The organism is Streptomyces sp. NPDC002845 (genome assembly GCF_053591955.1).
This window is the reverse complement of sequence record NZ_JBSFUU010000007.1, coordinates 163794-182901: the sequence shown is the minus strand read 5'-3', so window position 1 is coordinate 182901 and position 19108 is coordinate 163794. Positions and strand designations below refer to the sequence as shown.

The 19108-nt window shown below is 69.9% G+C and carries 15 protein-coding genes and 1 pseudogene; 6 read left to right on the top strand and 10 right to left on the bottom strand.

The features are described from left to right. Positions 1–77 precede the first annotated feature (77 nt). The 6 genes from ACWD3C_RS07470 (at position 78) to nhaA (ending at position 6976) form a co-directional block, all read left to right on the top strand. Positions 78–509 carry an NfeD family protein gene (locus ACWD3C_RS07470; RefSeq protein WP_451141074.1) on the top strand — a complete coding sequence of 144 codons (432 nt, stop codon included), beginning with the start codon at positions 78–80 and terminating at the stop codon, positions 507–509. A 4-nt stretch (positions 510–513) separates the two neighbouring features. Continuing rightward, a complete protein-coding gene (locus tag ACWD3C_RS07465; RefSeq protein ID WP_451141072.1) occupies positions 514–1545 on the top strand; it encodes an SPFH domain-containing protein in 1032 nt (343 codons plus the stop codon). 490 nt (positions 1546–2035) lie between these two features. Next, entirely contained in the window at positions 2036–3496 is a 1461-nt protein-coding gene (locus tag ACWD3C_RS07460) for a SulP family inorganic anion transporter (RefSeq protein ID WP_451141070.1), read from the top strand. A 1166-nt stretch (positions 3497–4662) separates the two neighbouring features. Next, entirely contained in the window at positions 4663–5106 is a 444-nt protein-coding gene (locus ACWD3C_RS07455; protein ID WP_451141068.1) for a hypothetical protein, read from the top strand. 304 nt (positions 5107–5410) lie between these two features. Next, on the top strand, positions 5411–5551 hold the full coding sequence (locus ACWD3C_RS07450) for a hypothetical protein (RefSeq protein ID WP_451141066.1): 141 nt from the start codon (positions 5411–5413) through the stop codon (positions 5549–5551). Between the two features lie 60 nt (positions 5552–5611). Beyond that, positions 5612–6976: a Na+/H+ antiporter NhaA gene (gene nhaA / locus ACWD3C_RS07445; protein ID WP_451141064.1), complete on the top strand. Its 1365-nt coding sequence runs from the start codon at positions 5612–5614 to the stop codon at positions 6974–6976. A 386-nt stretch (positions 6977–7362) separates the two neighbouring features. Here the strand turns inward: nhaA and ACWD3C_RS07440 are convergent, their stop codons facing one another. The 10 genes and pseudogenes from ACWD3C_RS07440 to ACWD3C_RS07395 all read right to left on the bottom strand — a co-directional run bounded on the left by ACWD3C_RS07440 (position 7363) and on the right by ACWD3C_RS07395 (position 19052). Then, positions 7363–8553: a sensor histidine kinase gene (locus ACWD3C_RS07440; RefSeq protein ID WP_451141102.1), complete on the bottom strand. Its 1191-nt coding sequence runs from the start codon at positions 8551–8553 to the stop codon at positions 7363–7365. Between the two features lie 258 nt (positions 8554–8811). Next, positions 8812–10071: an acyltransferase family protein gene (locus ACWD3C_RS07435; protein ID WP_451141100.1), complete on the bottom strand. Its 1260-nt coding sequence runs from the start codon at positions 10069–10071 to the stop codon at positions 8812–8814. Between the two features lie 244 nt (positions 10072–10315). Next, the gene (locus tag ACWD3C_RS07430; protein ID WP_451141062.1) at positions 10316–11500 is read right to left on the bottom strand and encodes an alpha/beta hydrolase; all 1185 of its coding nucleotides are present in this window, start codon (positions 11498–11500) and stop codon (positions 10316–10318) included. Between the two features lie 359 nt (positions 11501–11859). Further along, positions 11860–11976, bottom strand: a pseudogene (locus ACWD3C_RS07425) (AbfB domain-containing protein); the annotation flags it as partial. 588 nt (positions 11977–12564) lie between these two features. Continuing rightward, entirely contained in the window at positions 12565–14049 is a 1485-nt protein-coding gene (locus tag ACWD3C_RS07420) for a ricin-type beta-trefoil lectin domain protein (RefSeq protein ID WP_451141060.1), read from the bottom strand. Between the two features lie 122 nt (positions 14050–14171). Further along, entirely contained in the window at positions 14172–14864 is a 693-nt protein-coding gene (locus tag ACWD3C_RS07415; protein ID WP_451141058.1) for a hypothetical protein, read from the bottom strand. 9 nt (positions 14865–14873) lie between these two features. Then, entirely contained in the window at positions 14874–15800 is a 927-nt protein-coding gene (locus ACWD3C_RS07410; RefSeq protein WP_451141056.1) for a carbohydrate ABC transporter permease, read from the bottom strand. Beyond that, positions 15797–16699, bottom strand: coding sequence for a carbohydrate ABC transporter permease (locus ACWD3C_RS07405; protein ID WP_451141054.1), 903 nt, complete (start codon positions 16697–16699; stop codon positions 15797–15799). Before ACWD3C_RS07405 ends, ACWD3C_RS07410 begins: the two co-directional genes overlap by 4 nt. Continuing rightward, entirely contained in the window at positions 16696–17958 is a 1263-nt protein-coding gene (locus ACWD3C_RS07400) for an ABC transporter substrate-binding protein (protein ID WP_451141052.1), read from the bottom strand. The genes ACWD3C_RS07405 and ACWD3C_RS07400 overlap by 4 nt, the downstream gene beginning before the upstream one ends. Before the next feature lie 74 nt (positions 17959–18032). After that, positions 18033–19052 (bottom strand): hydroxyacid dehydrogenase, encoded by a 1020-nt coding sequence (locus ACWD3C_RS07395; RefSeq protein ID WP_451141050.1) that lies wholly within the window; start codon positions 19050–19052, stop codon positions 18033–18035. Positions 19053–19108 lie beyond the last annotated feature (56 nt).

The following is a 19108-nucleotide window of genomic DNA, read 5'->3' as shown; positions in this document are numbered from 1 at the left end:
GACTGTCCCCAATCGGGGTCCAATGGTTGGTGAGAGTCAAGCCCTTCCGCACCCCCACCGGTCAGAAGAGGCACGCTATGGATCTATGGCTGATCTGGTTGATCATCGCAGCTGTGTTGGCTGTGGCGGAGATCTTCACCCTTACCGCCGCGCTCGGAATGCTGAGTGCGGCCGCGCTGGTCACGGCGGGGTCCGCTGCGGTCGGGCTGCCGCTGCCCTTCCAGTTCTTGGTGTTCACCGTCGTCGCCACGGTCACCGTGGTGTTCGTGCGCCCCATCGCGCTGCGCCACGTGCTCCAGCCCCAAAGGGCACGGTTCGGCGTGGACGCACTGGTCGGCAGGCCTGCCTACGTCGTCACGGAGGTGTCGGGCCTGGACGGCAGAGTCCGTATCGACGGCGAGGAATGGACAGCCCGTGCCTACGACGAGACGCTGGTGATTCCTCCTGGAAAGACCGTTGACGTCATAGAGATCAGCGGCGCCACCGCGATTGTCTACCCCCGGGACTGAAGCCATGGAAGCGTTCTTCGTTGCTGGCCTGATCGCCGCGCTCATCGCGGTCTTCACCGTGGTGCGGGCGGTCCGTATCGTGCCCCAGGCGCGCGCTCGTAATGTCGAGCGACTCGGCCGCTACCACCGGACCCTGAATCCCGGCCTCAACCTCGTCATCCCTTACATCGACCGCGTTCATCCGGTGATCGACCTGCGCGAACAGGTCGTCTCCTTCAAACCGCAGCCGGTCATCACCGAGGACAATCTGGTCGTCGAGATCGACACCGTCCTGTACTTCCAGGTCACCGACCCACGAGCGGCTTTCTACGAGATCGCGAATTTCCTTCAGGCGGTCGAGCAGCTGACCGTGACCACCTTGCGCAACGTCGTGGGATCGATGGACCTGGAAAAGACGCTCACCTCACGGGACACCATCAACAGCCAGCTCCGTGGCGTGCTGGACGAGGCCACCGGTAAGTGGGGGCTGAGGGTCAACCGGGTGGAGATCAAGGCCATCGACCCTCCGCAGTCCATCAAGGACGCGATGCAGAAGCAGATGCGAGCCGAGCGGGACAAGCGGGCGGCGATTCTCGGGGCCGAGGGGCAACGCCAGTCGCAGATCCTCACCGCCGAGGGCGACAAGCAGGCCGCCGTCCTGCGCGCGGAGGGCAACCGCACCGCCGCGATCCTCCAGGCCGAGGGCCAGTCCCGGGCCATCGACGAGGTCTTCCAGGCCGTGCATCGCAACGATCCCGACCCCAAGCTGCTCGCCTACCAGTACCTCCAAGTACTGCCCCAGCTCGCGCAGGGCTCGGGCAGCACCTTCTGGATGATCCCCAGCGAGGTCACCGCAGCACTCCAGGGCGTGTCCCGCGCCTTCACCGAGGCGCTGCCCCAGTCGCCGGCCACCCGCGAGAAGCCCTCGGACGACATGGCCGCCCAGGCCGCCAGCGACACGGCTCAGGCCGCGGAGGCCGCTGCCAAGGCCCTCGCCGACGCGGCCAAGGCCGATCGCGCCACCCCCGACGCCCTCCCGTCCCACACCCCTCGCTGACTGACGACGGCGACAAGTACCGGACATCCATCACGTCGCCATCGGCCGATGCCGGGCGTGATCGCCACGAAGTCGAGGACGCCGACCCGCGGCGTGCCGTGATGCCGACCCGCGGCGTGCCGTGATGCCGACCGGCCGACACATGATGTGGAGCGGTCGTCACGTGATGGGCACCGGTCGGCAGGTCGGCACCAAGACCGCGGCCTGCTTCGCTGCTGCCGCCGGGCGGGCCGACCGAGCATGCGGCCGAGACATTCGGTGCGCCCGTCATTTCTCGTCAAAACCGCCCGGGATCAACCTGTGACTGACGACGGGCCGCGTCGGTCTCGGTCGTCGGTGGCGCGTCGGTGGACCTCGGATTGGCGATCTTTGGTCTTCTTTTGACGTGACTTATGCTGCACCTTTACTTGTGGAGTGCCGGGAAGCCTGGTCGGCGGCTCGGTCTGCCATGGGCCGGTGTCCGCATGCTGTCGACCGAAGTGGGAGCTGAATGTTCCAGCGCGTCACCAAAGAAATACTTTCCGGCCTGACCGTGGCGATCGTGGCGTTGCCGTTGGCGATCGCCTTCGGCATCACCGCGACCGGCACTTCGGAGGGCGCGCTCGTCGGACTGTACGGCGCGATCTTCGCCGGATTCTTCGCGGCGCTGTTCGGCGGTACGCCCGGCCAGGTGACCGGCCCCACGGGGCCCATCACCGTCGTCGCCACCGGAGTGGTCGCCACGCACGGCCTTGAGGCCGCGTTCCTCGCGTTCATCATGGCGGGCGCCTTCCAGATTCTGTTTGGGCTGTGCAGGCTCGGATCGCTGATCCGCTACATACCCCACCCCGTGGTGTCGGGCTTCATGGGCGGGATCGCGCTGATCATCATCCTGGGCGAGATGGACCAGGTGCAGAGAAGTTTCCTGGTGGTGGCGGGCACGATCGTGCTCATGCTCGTGTCCACACGAGTGATCAAGTCGATTCCGGCAAGCCTGATCGCGCTCGTGGCCATGACCGTGGCCCTGCGGCTCGTGGACTCGCTGCTGCGGGACGTGAGTGTCGGACCGGTCTCGCTCAACTCGGCGATCGACTACATCGGCCAGATCCCGGAGTCGGTTCCCTCGATCACCGTCCCCGAGTTCAGCGGGTCACTGATCCTCACCCTCCTTCTCCCCGCGCTCAGCATCGCGCTGCTGGGCTCGATCGACTCGCTGCTGACCTCGGTCGTCATGGACAACATCACCGGCCACCGGCATCGCAGCAACAAGGAACTGATCGGCCAGGGAGTCGGCAACGCCGTCAGCGGACTGTTCGGCGGCCTGGCCAGCGCCGGAGCGACCGTCCGGTCCGTGGTCAATGTCAGAAGCGGCGGCCGTACGGCGCTGTCGGCGGCCACCGCCAGCGTCATCCTCCTCGTTCTCGTGGTCGGCCTCGGGGCCGTCGTGCAGTACATCCCGCTCGCGGTGCTGTCCGGGATCCTGATCCTCACCGCGTTCGGCATGTTCGACTGGGAGGCCCTGCGCAAGGCGCATCTCTCTCCGCGGGGTGACGTCGTCGTGATGTTCGCGACGATGATCGTCACCGTCCTCGTCGACCTGACCGTGGCGGTCGCCGTCGGCGTCGTCCTCGCGCTCATCGTCCACGCCGTACAGTCGCGCCGCCGCAAAGCCTCGGTCGTCCACGACGGCATCGACACGTACCACATCGACGGACCGCTGTCGTTCCTGTCCGTCGACCATGTCTTCTCCACACTGCGCAACGACAAGTCGGACCTGTCGCTGAACCTGAAGAACGTGAACTACATCGACGTGTCCGGAGTGAAGGCGCTGCTGACCTTCATCGACCACTCGCACAAGTCCGGCGTCGAACTCGGCATCAGAGAGCTGCCACCGCACGTCGAGAACAGACTGGTCGCACTCGCGGACGAGGGACAACGGGACAAGCTCGTGACCGCCTCGAAGACCGGCTGACCACCGAAACCACCTGCTGAGGTCGAACTCGGTAGAAGCGACGGCTCCTGGGCCGTGCCGCATCACCGGGGCATGTGGCATCCACGGGGTGGGGCCTTGCCGCGATTGAGCAAGGGGCAAGGGGCAAGGGGCAAGGGGCAAGGGGCAAGGGGCAAGGGGCAAGGGGCAAGGGGTAAGGGGCAGAAGAGCGCCGACATCGAGGTGCCGAGCGCGAACACCGCACACGCGGGCAGTGCGAGACACCGCCCCAAGCCACCCTCCGTGGTCTCACGTCCCCTGCACCGCGCGGGAGGAGGCTCGCGAGAGGTCGGCGTCCAGGTATTGCTGTGCTCCGGCCGTTTCCGTACCTCTTCCGTGTCCGTGACCCGAACCGCTCGGTCGGCCCGGACAGCTGTCCACGCGCAGGGATGCGGAACGTACACGGCCTGAGCCGGCTGCCGCGCGCACGGTTGCCCACTTCGGCAGCAGCCCGGCGATGGCACAGCGAAGGTGCGGGGGAACAGGGCTGCGTGCCATCGCCCGCCACCTCCGCCGGGGCGGCACACCGTCCAGAGGTGTGCACGCCACCCACTGGCAGGACATGATCACCGGACGCCCGCACAAGCCCCGGCCGCCTCGGGTGCACCGGTACCACCTGCGACGGCGCATCGACGAAATCGACGGCCGGACCATCGTCGTCACGCGAGAAACATGGGGCGCGTCCACCTGTCGGCACGCCCCTGTCTCGCCGAGCGGCGGCAAAGCACGGAGCATGAGGCATCCTGGTTTATCCACATTTGGTGGTATTTGGTCAGGATGTAAGGGTAATCCGTGAGTAAAACGCCCGCCGACGACCCATCGACAAGGGGTCTGCATCGTGCCCCGAAGCCGTACCCGTCAGCTCCGCTCACCGGCCCGGAGGCTCGTCCAAGTCCTCCTGGTGACCCCGGGCTGCCCGCTCGCGGCCCCTGCCGGGAACACGGCGCAGGCGCAGGACACGCCGACCGTGCGAACGAAACTCCACGCTGATCTTCCCCTTCCCCATGGAGGTCGTGCGCCTGGTCGACATGCTCCGGCCGCCCGAGGCCATGCGGAGCGGCGCCCGCGCCGCATAGCCGAACCCTGCTGAGCGCGGTCGCGCGGTCGCTCTGCGGGGAGCCCTCAGCCCCGAGGACGGAGGTGACGGTATGAACCCCTCGATGGACGACCGGCGCATCCTCGCCGAGATCGAGCGGCGTCTCGCGCGGGACGACCCCGAGCTGGTCCGGCTGATGGACGCGATCAATCACCAGTTCCCTGACGAACTGGATGACGCCGACAGCCACAGCCACGGCCACAGTCATAGCGACAGCGACAACGACAGCGGCCGGTATGACCTGTGCCGGCGGGCGATCGTGGCACTGATCATCGCTGCGATGACGGGCCTGATGCTCGCGGCGTTCTTCGCCGAGCCGCACCCGGCCGACGACAACCAGGGACCACCGGCAAACGGACTCGCACCCGCCGCAGCTGTCGATACCCCGCGCCGACGGCCCTCGGTCCCGGACCGGCACCAGGCCAGCACTGTCCGGTCACGGGAGCGCCGCCAACCGAACTCGCTGGGAAGGAGGACGAGTCATGCGTGCACGTGATCTCGCGCGGCCGTACGTCTCGGCCGGCACGGACACCGGTGCCGCAGGACGGCCGGACTGCTCGTCGGACAGGGGTTGCCCGGTCTGCTGGTCGCCGGTCCCGCCGGGCGGTCGCATGCGGAGCTGCCCGCCTGTGACGTGGCCAGGAGGCCGGTTCCCGGCTGCCTCCAGGAGGCCCCCCGTACTCGCCGCCGTGATCGACGAGCGGCACGCCGACCATCCGTGTCGTGCACCAGCAGGACGTACGGTCGCCGGCCGCCTCCCGACGGGAAGGCCCTCCCTGCCCACTGCCGCCCCCGACTGCATGGCTGTGGAACTCGCCGCGCCGATGGCCCGGGCCCGAAGTCCCCTCGTCGCCGTCGTCGAACGTGATGCCCCAGGTCCCTGCCGTTTCCTCGGCGCCGTCACGGCCGCCCACCTGCTGGAGCGGCCCCTCCAGGCGTGAGCGGCCCGTCGGCTCGGAGCGCCCGGGAACGCTCTTCTGGATCATCGAAAGGTCAGCCACATGCCCCGACGCAACGGCAATGACAGAACCTTCCTCGGCCGTGTCCCGCAGCGCGAGCGCACTTTCGTGGCGGATGCTCTGCGCACGGAGACGGTCGGTGGCATGGTGCTGCTCGCCTCGGCTGCCGTGGCGCTGGTGTGGGCCAACACACCCTTCAGCGGAGCGTACGAGGCCGTACGGGACTTCCACTTCGGCATCGACGCTCTGGGCCTGGACCTCTCGGTGGCCCACTGGACGGCCGACGGACTGCTGGCGATCTTCTTCTTCGTGGCCGGCGCCGAACTCAAACGTGAACTGGTGATCGGCGAGCTGCGCCACCGGAACACAGCGATGCTGCCCGTGATCGCCGCGGTCTGCGGCATGGGCGTGCCGGCCCTGGTCTACGGCCTTGTCGCTGTCTCCAGGGGAGGTACGTGGAACGGCTGGGCGGTGCCCATGGCCACCGACATCGCCTTCGCGTTGGGTGTGCTCGCGGTGATCGACACCCATCTGCCGTCCGCGCTGCGCGCCTTTCTGCTGACGCTTGCGATCGTCGACGACCTCGGTGCCATCCTCGTCGTCGCAGTCTTCTTCACCTCGACGATCAGCTTTCCCGCCCTCTTGGGCGCTGTACTCGGGCTGGCGCTGTTCTTCAACCTCCACACCCGACGGCGTGTGCACGGCTGGTACTGGTACCTGCCGCTCGCCCTGGTGATCTGGGGCCTGACCTACGCGAGCGGCGTCCATGCCACGGTGGCGGGAGTTGCCATGGGCCTGCTGCTGCGGGCTACGGAGGACGGTGAAAGCGGCACGCGTCCGGCCGAGCACATCGCGCACCTGGTCCGTCCCGTCTCCGCCGGAGTGGCCGTCCCGCTGTTCGCCCTCTTCGCGGCCGGCGTCAGCGTGTCCGGCGGCACCTTCCGGGATGTGGTCAGCAGTCCCGAACCGCTGGGCGTGGCGCTGGGCCTGGCCGTCGGGAAGGTGCTGGGCATCTTCGGCGGCTCCTACCTCGCCGTCCGCTTCACCGGAGCCCGGCTCAGCCGGGACCTCGCCTGGGCGGACGTGATCGGCGTGTCCATGCTGGCCGGCATCGGCTTCACCGTCTCGCTGCTGATCGGCGAACTCGCCTACCCGAACCCCGCGGACCTGGAGCACATCAAGGCAGGCGTCCTCCTCGGCTCCCTGACCTCCGCCCTCCTGGCCTGCGTGCTGCTGAGAACAAGGAACAGCAAGTACCGGCGGCTTTACGAGGAAGAGAACCTCGACGAGAACGCCGACGGTGTCCCTGACGTCTGCCGGCACGACAACGCCGCCCAGGACACCCCGAACGAGCATCGCCCCGATCAGAGCGGCAACTCCGGCTCCCCATCCGCACGCGAATGGTGATCCGCCGTGCCCAGGAGAGCCACGTCCTACGTCACCCGCCCCGGCGAGCCGGACCGCCCCACGCGGTCACGGCCAGGACGAGGGATACAGAGGTGCGGAGCACCACGCCCTGGGCGTGGGTCGGGAAAAGGCGATCCGGTCGCACGTCCCGCTCATCGTGGGCCGACATGCGGGCAACTGCTGTCCGCCTCCGCCTTCGCCTCTTCTCGGCCGTCGCACATGTGGTGTGGGCCGTGGCTGCCGACACGGCTGCTCGGGGCGGCACTGCTGCCGCGGGCTGATGCTTCGGACCGGGGCGGGACACAAGCGCCCCAACTCCTGCCGGACAAGGACGCGGTCTGGGATCTCCACCATCCGGCCGTCTCGGGTATGCCGCAGGTGTGACGTCACGCCGTGGCCGATGACTCGGTCGGCAGCATCGCCGTGATCTCCCAGCCCTGTCCGGGGCAGGGACCGGCGCGCAGTTCGCCGCCGAGGGCGGTGACGCGTTCGGTGAGGCCGACGAGGCCGAAGCCGCCGCCCCGGGCGGCGGCCGGGAGTCGGCTGCCCCCGCGTCCGTCGTTGCGCACCCTGACCACCAGGGCGTGACCGTCATGGGTCAGGTCGACGGTCACCTCGGTGGCGTCGGCCGCGTGGCGTCGTACGTTCGTGAGGGCCTCCTGGACGACGCGGTAGGCGGCGGTCTGCACCTCGTGGGGCAGATCGTCGGGCACGGCGGGATCGTGGCGCAGTACGGCCTTGGGTCCGACGGGGGCCCCGAAGTCCTCCACCAGCTTGGGGAGTGCCGCCAGGCCACCGCTCGGGCGGTGGTCGCCGGGTTCCGGACCGGCGCCGTCGCGCGGGGTCTCGCGCAGGAGGCCGACGGTGCGGCGCATGGAGGCCAGAGCCTCGGTGGAGGCGTGCTCGACGTTCTTCAGGATCGGCGGCAGCCGGTCCGGCTCGGTGGCGGCCAGCATCTGGGCCAGCTGGGTCTGGACCAGAATCCCCGTGACGTGGTGGGCGACGAAGTCGTGCAGGTCGGCGGCCATGGCGAGGCGTTCGGCGCGTCGGGTCTCGGTGACCGCGACGCCGCGGCGGTGGTCGAGGGTGCGCAGGTAGCCGCCGAGACCGGCGGTGGCACCGGCCAGCACCAGCAGTGTCAGGTCGTAGCCTGCGGTGTCTCCTCTGCTGGGCATGGCGAGGATCGCCACGCCGTTCAGTACGCCGCACACCGCCGCCCACGGTGCGGGGCAGGTGCGCACGGCGACCAGCAGGAGGCACAGCAGGAGCGCGACCTCTCCAGGGCCGTAGGCGGCCTTCCAGACGAAGAGGCCGGTTACCGTCAGTGCCAGGGAGAGGCCGGCGGGCACGCCGGTGCGCACGGCGGGGGAGAGCCACGCGGGCCGCTTCCGGGCGGGCCAGAGGACCGCCGTCAGGCCGACCGGGAGCACTACGACGACCTGGAGCCACAGCGCTTCGCCGTCCCAGATCGCTATCAGCATGTCCAAGCCGACCAACAGGAGCAGCCCGGCAACGGCCAGGGCCCTCGCCCATGCCCACGCCAGCCTGCGGCTGCGTGGCTCGGCGGGTTCGTCCATCAAGGGGGCAGGGTGCACGGCGCCACATTATGCGCCGGACGGGACGGCCGGATCGGCCGAAAGGACAGATCGCGGAGGCGGCGGCGGCCGAACACTGGCCGGTCGGCCGAGGCGGGGCGGACCGAGGCGAAGAGCCGGACGGCGATTCCGCACTTCGCGCTGTCACGGAGCTACGGCTCTATTTGAGCGCCGCGCGTCGAGGCTGAGCAGGAGCAGATCCTCAGCGACCCCGATGAGGAACCGCACAGCGCCCGCCGGTCACACGACGACCGTCAGGACGTAGTACGCGAAGCCCGTGGCCAGCACGGTGGCCACTGCCCCACGGGGTCCTCGGACGCCGGTCCAGGGCGTCTCGAACCGGTGAGTGAGGCGGCCGATGCCGAGCAGGGTGACGGCGATGAGCGGCAGCCAGGCGATCCGGGCGAGGATCCAGGCGACGGTGTCCGGAGCGGTGGTGAGCCCGGGAATCGGGATGTCGAGGAGCGAGCCGGGCACCGCCAGTGTGAGCAGGGCTGTCTGGTGCCAGCAGAAGATCGTCATCGCGGACAGGTTGACGGCCACGACCGCCGCCCACAGCACCTGCCGTCGCCGCAGCAGTGCGTCGAGCCGGTCCCGCAGCAGGATCGCGGCGCCGCACTGCGCACTGGCCAGGGCGAGCACCAGCAGGGACGGCGGGTGGGAGTTGGTGCGGGCCGTGCCGGGCACGCCGACCATGCTGGCCGGGTAGTGGAAGACGAGGAGGAGTACGGCGAACAGCGCGCCGCCGCCGAGCAGCAGCAGCCGGGCGCCGCGCCGGGCGAGCCGCCCCTCGGCCCAGCAGACGCCCAGCTGGTACGCGAACAGCCAGCCCGGGCCGAGGTTGAGCACCCCCAGCCAGGACGGCATGTCCTGCGCCCAGGGGCCGTAGCGCAGCAGGTCCACGACGGCGACCGAGCCGAGCAGCGGCACGGCGGTCCACCCGCCGAGCGCGCGGGCGGCGCGTACGCACCAGGGCGTCAGGGCGGTCACCAGCAGGTAGATGCCGACGAACCACAGCGGCTGGACGACCAGCACCGCCCCGGTGCGCAGTGTCACGGCGGGCACCCCGGCCGCGTACAGCACCGGCAGGAGCACCGCCCACACGGCGGCGACGCCGAGGACGGGGCGGCCCAGCCGGGACAGTCGCCCTCGTAGCCAGGCGCCCGTGGACGCGCCGCGTGCGGCGGAGCGGTGCAGCGACAGGGCGGAGGAGTAGCCGCCGACCAGGAAGAAGATGCCGAGCATCTGCAGCACCCAGCTCGCCGGGGCGAGGAACCCGAAGGTGGTGAGCGGGCTGGCGTTGTGCAGCGTGCCGTCGGGGTCGCGGGTGAGGCCGGCGAGCAGCCAGTGGCCGAGGGGTACCGCGAGCAGGGCGAGGGCGCGCAGCGCGTCGACGGCGCGGTCGCGGTGGGCGGGGGTGCGGGCCTCGATACGGGCGGCTGCCCCGGCCGTCGCGCGGCGGAGCCGCTCCCGGGCCGTGGCCTGCGGTGCGTCGACCATGTGGTGGCGGCTCCGCCGCCCGGCTCGCGTGGTCCCCGCGGCCTGTGCGGGGGCCGTGGGCCCGGCGGCCTGTCCGGGACAGGAGCGCGTACGCGTCGGCACGGGACGGGCGGACGCGGGACGGGTGGGCGCCGGCCGGTCGCCGACGGGCGCGGCGAGCGGGTCCGCCGGGCGGACCGGAGCGGACGGCGGCGGTGGGGCCGAGGGCAGCGGGGTCCGGGCGGGAGCCGCGGGGGCGGTCAGGTCAGACGAGGCCATGGCGGCAGTCCTCCGTGGTGTGCGAGGAGGGGTGGGCGCAGGTGACGGCGCGGTAGTCGCCGAGCGCGATGCCGGCGAAGTTGCGCAGCGAGGCGGTGCCGGGTTCGAAGTAGCCGGTGTGGCCCTCGGCGCGGTCGGAGGAGACGACGCGGGCGCCGAAGGCGGGGTCGGCCGGGTCGGTGCCGTGGCCGAGTCCGAAGAGCTCGACGGCGGGGACGCGCCGGACCCAGTCGGTCGCGTCGCGGGCGGTCGCCCACAGCCGTGTCCCGACGCGCACCCGGTCGGCGTGGTCGAGCCGCATGCCGGGCGAGGCGGCGACCACGAGGTCGGACACCTGCCGCCCGGTCAGCCGGGGGGCCGCGGCGCCGCACACCACCGAGCCGTAGCTGTGGCAGAACACGGCGGGCGGGGGCGCGTGGCGGTTCGTGGCGGCCAGGCCGTCGAGGAACCGTACGAGCCGGGGCGCGCCGTCCTCCGCGAGGCGGCCGGTGGCGGCGTCGTAGCCGACCCCGACCGGGGTCGTGTAGCCCACCCAGGCGATGACCGCCGGGCGGTCGTCGGCCGAGAGCCGGGCCATCTCGGTGCGCAGGTTCCGTGCCATCCGGGCCACGGCGTCGTACGAGCCCAGATCCGTGTCCGACCCCGGTACGACGACCGCGACCCGCCGGGCGGTCCGCAGGTCCCCGTACACCTCGGCGACCTGTCCGCGCCCTCGTGGGTCGAAGGCGAGGATCTGACGCCCCGGTGCCAGGAGCCTGCCGTACGCCGCGGCTCGTGCCCTCGCCTGCCGCCGGGAGCCCGCGGACAGTTCCGGGTCGGCGGCGCGGACCCGTGCCCGGTCCTGTTCGGCGGTGAGCGCCCGGGTGTTGGCGGCGTACCGCAGCTCGGGCGGGGTGCCGTCGAGGTTGCCCGTGACGAGTGGGTGACGGGTCACCAGCAGCGTGCGCTGACTCGCCGTCAGCCCCGCGAAGAACCCGGCGACCTGTGAGGGAGCGGCCGACGCCGGGTCGGGCAACTCCCTGCCGAGCGCGTGGTCGGCCCGCCACGCCCCGGTGCCCGGCGGCGGGCCGGTGACGGCGGTCTGCACCTCGCCCCACGCCCAGCCCACTGTTCCCGCGGCCATCGTCAGGACGAGCGCGCAAGCGGCCAGAGTGCGCTTGAAGCGCCGCATGGTGTGTCTCCCCAGCATCCGTTGAATCCGTCGGCCGCCTCGACGGCGACCTGGTGGGCGGAAGCTAGGGAGAAGGCGTACTGACCGGCGTCACCCCGGGGAGCCAATCTCCGCCTGGCACCTGGGTAGGGGGTGGTGCCCGCTGGTGGGGGTGGTGGCCGGTGTCAGCGCAGCGTGAAGAAGACCGTCAGGTTGTCCTGGCTGTCGACGGGGGGAGCGGCCCCGAGCGGGCGGGTTCCACGCCCCGGGGCCGCAGGACAGTGCAGAGGCCAGTCGCGCAGACCGGCGGTGCGCCTTCCCCGCTGGACGGAGGGTGGCAGGTGGGACGTGGCCGTGAGGCGCCGGCGTCCCTGTCGGACTCAGCTCGTCACACGGAAGGTGGCGTCGCTGCGCCCCGTCGCGGTGGTGATCGGGTCGAGCCGCAGTTGGTACGCGTAGTGCCGCACGTACCGCTTCTGGAAGCTGTACGACTGGAGCCGGTTGATCGTGGTGTTGGGCCGGCGTGCGAGCACGCGGCTCTCCTCGGTGGCCGTCAGGCTCACCAGTTGGATTAGTGATCCGTAGCGATCCCGTGACAGAACGTCACACGCACGCCCGGCGCCCAGGCGATGTCGGGCACCCTCCTCGGTGAGGTCGCGAGAGTTCACCGACCAGCGTCCGGAGGGACGTGCCACGAGGACTGACGGCTTCCGCTGTTCAGCACCAGGGCACGAAGACGACTGGCTCACATCCCTGAGCAACACGGGGGATCCCTAAGCCAATCAGAGACGCTCAGGATCGAGCCGTGGCGCTTCCTGGTCCCGCCCCTGTCGTAGCTTCCCGACGCCGGAATCCGGTAGGTGCCGGAGGGGCGGACGGGTCGGTCGTCAGGGCCGGCAGGTAACCACCCGGATGGTCACGTTCGCGGAACGGGCCAGGCCGGGGCCGTGCGCGCGAGCGCGGCCGGTCATGCCCTGAACCGGCCCTCCTGGCATGGACGGCACCGAACCACCGCCCGGTGCTGCCACTGCCGAAGGAGAACCGGCTCAGGGAATGTTTTCTGGCGGGTGTACTACGCGGGAGTACTACTGGGCGATCTGCCACTTCTGGTTGTCGCCGCCCCAGCAGGACCAGAGCTGGATCCGGGACGTGGACTGGTCCACGTCCAGGCAGAGGCCGGACTGGACGCCGCGGACCGTGCCGTCGGAGTAGAAGGTCCACTTCTGGTTGTCGCCGCCGTTGCAGTCGTAGATGCCGACCCTCGTGCCGTTGGCCGTGCCCCGTCCCAGGGCGTCCAGGCACTTGGCCCCGCCGTAGACGGTGATCCGTCCCCCGGCCGTTCTGGTCCACTGCTGGTTCGATCCGCCGTTGCAGCTGTAGACCTGGACCTGGGTGCCGTTCTGCTGAGTGACTCCGGGGACGTCGAGGCAGCCCGGGACGCCGACGTTCCGCAGCGTCGTGGTGGGCGAGCCGTCGCCGATGCCCCAGGCGTACTCCAGCCGGTCGACCATGGTGGTGTTGCGCACGCTCAGCTTCAGGTCGGTGCCGCTGCCCTGGAGGGCGTAGAGGGAGTACCAGTCGTAATCGGGCCGTACTGAGCGCTTGCCTCCGAGGGCCGGCCAGTAGACCGCGCCCATCCCCTGAGAACGGACGGTGTCGGTGGCGGCGCGCATGTAGCGGACGAAGTTGTCCGTGCTGTTCGCGTCGTTGTAGTTACGGCCGTCGTCCATCGGTGCGCCGAACTCGTCCAGGACGGTGCGGGCACCGCAGGAGCCGATCCGGGAGCTGAACAGGTTCATCCACTCGTCGTAGGACCTGGCGCTGAACTGGAACGCGTACAGGTGCAGCGACACATACGTCCCGTCCAGGCGGCTGTCGCCGCACACGGAGGTGACGTCGCCGTTGTAGCCGTGCCCGCTCACGAAGATCCGCTCCCTGGGGAGGGACGGGTAGCGTCCGATCCAGGTGGCGGCGACATTGCGCCAGTCGGTGGCGCTGTAGCCGTGGGGCTCGTTCATCGGCTCGAAGTAGACCCGGCTGTTGGATCCGTACTTGGCGATGACGGCGTCCCACATCGAGTTGAAGGCGGCCGTGTCGACGATTCTGCCGCCGGAGGACGCCCCGTCCTCCCAGTAGGACAGGATCACATTGAAGCCCTGGGCCGTCGCGGCGTCTATGGCTCCGGCGTATGCGTCACCCCACGTAGTACCGGGGACGGAGTAGGTGTTGATCGGCAGCCGTACGGTGTTGGCGCCGACGGTGCTCTCGAACCCGCTGTAGAGGGCGTCCGCCTTGGCTCTGACGGTCGCGTAGCTGTCGGAGACGCTCAGCCCCTCAAGGACGACCGGGCCGTCGACGAAGTTGTCTCCGATACGGGCCCAGTTCACGCCTTTGAACTGCGTGGGGTCCACAGCCGCCGAGGCCGGCGACGCGCCGGACAGCAGGGTGACGGGCACCGCGACCAGCGTGGTCAGCGCGGCTGCCAGCACCCGGCGGAGCGGGCGCCGCCCCGCGGGTGGTCTGCCGGAGCGGGCACCGCGCGGGGTGCGGGTGGAACGGGAGCGGAACATGGGTCTCCTCTCGGGACGGGCTGCCGTGGCAGCCGCGCTGTTCAGACGGCACGCGGTGGCCCTCGCCGGAGTGGTTCGGGCCGTGGCGAAACCCGCCTGTGGCTCGGTGAACTGAGGGATGGTCAGAGAGGGGCGGGTCGTGCCGGGGCCGACATCGCGCGGCAGTTGCGCCAGACGACGAACAGCACGCAGCCGGGCACCACGGCCAGCCCGAGCAGCGGCGCCTGGTTGACGAGCACCAGGCCGACGGCCAGCAGACCGAGGTTGGCCAGAGCGAACGGCCAGCGGCGCACCGACGCGTACGAGGCCGCCAGCACGGTGTGCCGGACGGTGGCCCGCGGGTCGTAAGCCAGCACGGCCATCGCGACGATGCCGGAACTCGCCGCGACGAGGACCACCACGGCCAGCAGCGGCACCAGCGCCGGGCCCGGTGCCGTGGTGCGCAGAAAGGCCAGGTCGGTGAGGGCGACAGCGGCCAGCAGCACGAACGGCGACCAGCTCAGCAGTGCCCGCCGGAACAAGCGCCGGTAGCAGCGGAACACCTCGGCCACCGACGCCCGCTCGTCCTCGACGGTCAGCCGGAGGTAGGCGAAGACCGCGGCGAGACAGGGCCCGGCGCCGAGCGAGAGCAGGGTGAAGAAGACGGGGTATCGCCAGGGCTGGGGCTCGGTCGACAGGGCCAGCAGCAGCGGCAGGTTGGTGACCGCCACCGCGAGGTTGACCACCAGGACCCGGTGGACGTGGGACCAGATGAGGTCCCAGGAGCCCTGGCTGACGTTGAGCGGGGTCCGACGGCCGTCGACGTGTGTGCTCATCGCCCGCCCTCACTTCATTCCGCTGGTGGCGATGCCCTGGACGAAGTGGCGCTGGCCGAGCAGGAAGACCACCAGGATCGGCAGGACGGACAGCACCGAGCCGGTCATGATCATCGCATACCGGGCGTCGTACACGCCGACGAACGACCGCAGGCCCAGCTGCACGGTCCACAGGTCGTTGCTCGTCAGGTAGATGAACGGACCCATGTAGTCGTTCCAGGTGAAGACGAAGGTCAGCAGGGCCAGACTGGCCAGCGCCGGCTTGGACAGCGGCAGCATGATCCGGGCCCAGATGCCGTACTCGCTCAGTCCGTCCAGACGCGCCGCCTCGCTCAGCTCCTCCGGGATGGTCAGGTAGTACTGGCGCATCAGGAAGACACCGAAGGCGCCGAACGCCTGCAGCAGGATCAGCGACAGGTGTGTGTCCACCAGTCCTATGCGCTGCATGATGATGTACTGCGGCACCATGTACGCCTGCCACGGCACCGCGATGGTGGCGATGTAGGCGAGGAACAGGGCGTCGCGTCCGGGGAAGCGGACCTTGGCGAAGCCGTAGGCCGCGAAGCTCCCGGTCAGCACCTGCAGGAAGGTGATGACGACGCTGAGGAACACTGAGTTCCACAGATAGGTGAGCATCGGGATCTCGGTCCAGATGTCGGCGAAGTTCTCCCAGTGGAAGGACTTCGGGATCCACTGGATCGGGACCGTGAAGACCTCCGAGTCCAGCTTCACCGAGGACACCAGCATCCAGGCGAACGGGACGAGGATCGCGGCCGACAGCATGGTCAGGACCGTGTACAGCAGGACCTGGCCGACCACCCGCCCGGCCCGGGACCGGCCCTGGCGAGGCCGGCTCCCGGCCGTGGCCGGGCCGCCGCCGCTGCTCGGCGGGGCCCCGGCCGGCGCGCTGTCCTTGCGCAGCACGGTGGTGTTCATCGCTCGTGCCTCCGCTGGAGTCTGAACTGGGTCACGGTGATGGCCAGGACGAGGAGGAACAGCACCAGGGAGATGGCCGAGGAGTAGCCGAACCTGCCCTGGGTGATGCCCTCCCGGAAGATGAGCTGCGACAGCACCAGCGTCGAGCGTCCGGGACCGCCCTCGGTCATGACCTGGATCAGGTCGAAGACCTTGAAGCTGGCGACCGTCAGCATGACCAGGACGAAGAAGGTCGTGGGCCGCAGGCCGGGCAGGGTGATGTGCCAGAACCGCTTCCACGGGCCGGCGCCGTCGACCCTGGCGGCCTCGTACAGCTCCGCCGGGATGGTCTGGAGCCCCGCCAGATACAGCACCATGTAGTAGCCCATGTCACGCCACACGCTGGTGATGATCACCGCCGGCATCGACCAGTCGGTGGAGGTGGTCCAGCCCGGCGGGTTCGCCACGCCCACTGCCTTGAGCAGCTGGTTCACCGGCCCGATGTCCGGGCTGAGCAGCATGTTCCACACCACGGCCACCGCGACCAGCGAGGTGATGTAGGGGAAGAAGAACGCGGTGCGCAGCACACCGACGCCGCGCAGCTTCTGGTTGAGCAGCACCGCCAGACCGAGGGAGGCGGCCAGGGTGAGCGGGATGTGTCCGGCCGCGTAGTACGTCGTGTTGGACAGGGCCGCCCAGAAGTTGTCGCTGTCGAGCATCCGGCGGAAGTTGTCGAGCCCGACCCATTCCGGTGTGCTGTAGGAGTTCCAGTTGGTGAACGCCAGCAGCAGTGTCGCGATCACCGGGACCAGGGTCAGGGCGGCGAAGCCGAGGAAGTTGGGCAGGATGAAGCTCCAGCCCACCAGCGTGGTACGTCGGCGTCGCCGCCTCAGAGCCGTCGTGTTGGCGGTCGAGGTCATTCGACTTCGGACTTCACACGGGAGGCCATCTCCTCGATGCCGTCACCGACGGACTTCTCACCCGACATGATCAGCTCGTGCTCCTCGTCGAGGATCTGGTTGATGTCGGAGGACTTGTCGCTGACCGGCATCTCCAGCTTGACCGTGTCCGGGCTCATGGCCTCCTTGGACAGGGCGTCGGCGGGCATCCCCTCGACGCCGAAGAAGTTCTCCATGACCGTGTCGTCGGAGTACGCCGGAACCACACCGATCTTGGCGATCGCGGCCGCTCCCTCCGGACCGGAGGCCCACAGCACGAACTTCTTGGCCGCCTCGGAGTTCTTGGCCTTCTTGTTCACGGCGAAGGCGGTCGGCGAGCCGAAGGTGACGGTCTCACCGCCGGCGGTGATCTGCGGCATCGGTGCCATGCCCCAGTCGACGTCATGCAGGCCCTGGGCCTTCTCCTGCAGCAGACGGGCGGGCCACCAGGTGCCCATGGGCACGATCGCGGCCTTGCCGGTCGTGAGCATCGAGTTGTATTCGATCTGCTGGCTCTTGGCCGTGGAGAACGGCATCGCGGTGTCGGCCTTCTGCAGGTCCACGGCCATCGTGTACTGGTCCTTGAAGAACGAGTAGTCGCCGCCCAGCAGGTCACCGTCGGTCTGCGCGGCGGCGATCGCCTGTATCACCGAGCGCCAGGTGTGCAGGTAGGTGCCGTAGACCTTGGAGTCGCCCGAGCCCGTGGTGAGCTTCTCGGCCAGCTTGGCGTACTCCGACCAGGTCAGACCGGACAGGTCCGCGCCGCTCTTCTCCACGAGTGCCTTGTTGTAGAAGAGCACCCAGAAATCCTGCCGGTAGGGCAGGGCGAAGTAGTCGCCGTCGAGGTCGAAGGCGTCGAGTCCGGAGTACTTGGCCTGGTCGAGCCCCTCCACGTCGGAGCCGACCGACTGCAGCTGGCCGCGGGTGGCGTACCGCGCGTAGTCGGTGACGTTCTTCATGGTCAGCACGTCGGTGGTGTCGCCGCCGGCGAGCATGGTGGTGACCTTGTCGGAGTAGTCGTCGGCGAGGATGTCGACCGGCTGGACGTCGATGTCCGGGTTCTCGGCCTCGAAGCCCTCGATCAGCGCCTTGAACTCGGGGGTGGACGCGTAGTTCCAGAGAGCGATCTTGACGATGGTCCTGCCGTCGGCGGTCGTGGCGGGTCCGTCGTCGGCGCCGCAGGCGGTGGTGAGCAGGGACAGCGCGGCGAGAGCGGTGACGGCTCTGAGGGGGTATCTCATGGTGCGGCTCCTGTAGTCCGGAATGGGGCAGATGTGGGGGGAGGCTCAGGGGTGGGGTGGGCGGCTGGGGGCGCTCAGGCGTGGCGGCCGGAGGCCCAGTCCTCCGCGGTGATCTCGTGGTGCAGGGGCTGTCGCGCGGTCCACCGGGCCAGCTCGTCCAGGGCGTGGTCGGTGAGGCGATGGATCTCCGTGCCGAGCGAGCCCGCGATGTGCGGGGTGATCATCACGCCGGGCAGGTTCCGGAGCGGCGAGTCGGCGGGCAGCGGCTCGGGGTCGGTGACGTCGAGGATGGCGAAGAGGCGGCCGGAGGCGCACTCGGCGGCCAGCGCCTCGGAGTCGACGAGGCTGCCGCGCGCGGTGTTGACCACCGTCGCGTGGTCGGACAGCAGGCTCAGCTCCTTGGCGCCGATCATGTGCCGGGTCTCCGGCGTTTCGGGTGCGTGCAGGGACAGGACATCGGATCGGAGCAGCAGGTCGTCCAGCCCGATGAGGGTGGCGCCCGCCTTCTCCACCTCGGCCGGGTCCGCGTAGGGGTCCGCGACCAGGCAGGTGGTGCCTTCGAGGGTCCTGAGGAGGTCGACCACCTTGCGGCCGATCCGGGAGAAGCCGACGATCCCCACGGTGCGGCCGAAGTTCGACAGGTCGCCGTAGCCCGTCACCGTTCCCCAGCCCTGATAGGCACGCTCTTCGTCGGCGGCGAGGAACGGAGCCTTCTTGCCCGCGAGGATGATGGCCGCCAGGGTGTACTGCGCCACGGGGACCGCGTTGGCCTCCGCCGCACTGGTCACCCGGATCCCCCGGCGCCACACCTCCTCGCCCACCAGGCCCCGCACGCTGCCGGCGCAGTGCAGCACCGCCCGCAGTCCGGGAACCCAGGCGAGCCGCTCGGGCGTGAGCCGGGGAGCGCCCCAGGACGTGATCAGGACCTCCACGTCCACCAGGCGCGCCCGCACCCGCGGGTCGTCGAGGCCGTCGGCGAACAGCGGGTCACCCAGGGCCACCAGGTCGGCCAGACGTGCGAGCCGGGCGGTGTCGAAGTGCGCGTCGAAGCTCTGTCTGCTCATGACGACCAGAGCGTGGGGCTTCGTCTGCATCGGACGTGAGTCCTTCCCTGTGAGCGGTCTGCGCCGGACCAGTGGCTTGCCCTGGC

Bases quoted from the DNA above. Each gene is read 5' to 3' on its own strand.
- ACWD3C_RS07470 (WP_451141074.1), top strand. From the start codon at position 78: ATGGATCTATGGCTGATCTGGTTGATCATCGCAGCTGTGTTGGCTGTG.
- ACWD3C_RS07465 (WP_451141072.1), top strand. From the start codon at position 514: ATGGAAGCGTTCTTCGTTGCTGGCCTGATCGCCGCGCTCATCGCGGTC.
- ACWD3C_RS07460 (WP_451141070.1), top strand. From the start codon at position 2,036: ATGTTCCAGCGCGTCACCAAAGAAATACTTTCCGGCCTGACCGTGGCG.
- ACWD3C_RS07455 (WP_451141068.1), top strand. From the start codon at position 4,663: ATGAACCCCTCGATGGACGACCGGCGCATCCTCGCCGAGATCGAGCGG.
- ACWD3C_RS07450 (WP_451141066.1), top strand. From the start codon at position 5,411: ATGGCTGTGGAACTCGCCGCGCCGATGGCCCGGGCCCGAAGTCCCCTC.
- nhaA (WP_451141064.1), top strand. From the start codon at position 5,612: ATGCCCCGACGCAACGGCAATGACAGAACCTTCCTCGGCCGTGTCCCG.
- ACWD3C_RS07440 (WP_451141102.1), bottom strand. From the start codon at position 8,553: ATGGACGAACCCGCCGAGCCACGCAGCCGCAGGCTGGCGTGGGCATGG.
- ACWD3C_RS07435 (WP_451141100.1), bottom strand. From the start codon at position 10,071: ATGGTCGACGCACCGCAGGCCACGGCCCGGGAGCGGCTCCGCCGCGCG.
- ACWD3C_RS07430 (WP_451141062.1), bottom strand. From the start codon at position 11,500: ATGCGGCGCTTCAAGCGCACTCTGGCCGCTTGCGCGCTCGTCCTGACG.
- ACWD3C_RS07420 (WP_451141060.1), bottom strand. From the start codon at position 14,049: ATGTTCCGCTCCCGTTCCACCCGCACCCCGCGCGGTGCCCGCTCCGGC.
- ACWD3C_RS07415 (WP_451141058.1), bottom strand. From the start codon at position 14,864: ATGAGCACACACGTCGACGGCCGTCGGACCCCGCTCAACGTCAGCCAG.
- ACWD3C_RS07410 (WP_451141056.1), bottom strand. From the start codon at position 15,800: ATGAACACCACCGTGCTGCGCAAGGACAGCGCGCCGGCCGGGGCCCCG.
- ACWD3C_RS07405 (WP_451141054.1), bottom strand. From the start codon at position 16,699: ATGACCTCGACCGCCAACACGACGGCTCTGAGGCGGCGACGCCGACGT.
- ACWD3C_RS07400 (WP_451141052.1), bottom strand. From the start codon at position 17,958: ATGAGATACCCCCTCAGAGCCGTCACCGCTCTCGCCGCGCTGTCCCTG.
- ACWD3C_RS07395 (WP_451141050.1), bottom strand. From the start codon at position 19,052: ATGCAGACGAAGCCCCACGCTCTGGTCGTCATGAGCAGACAGAGCTTC.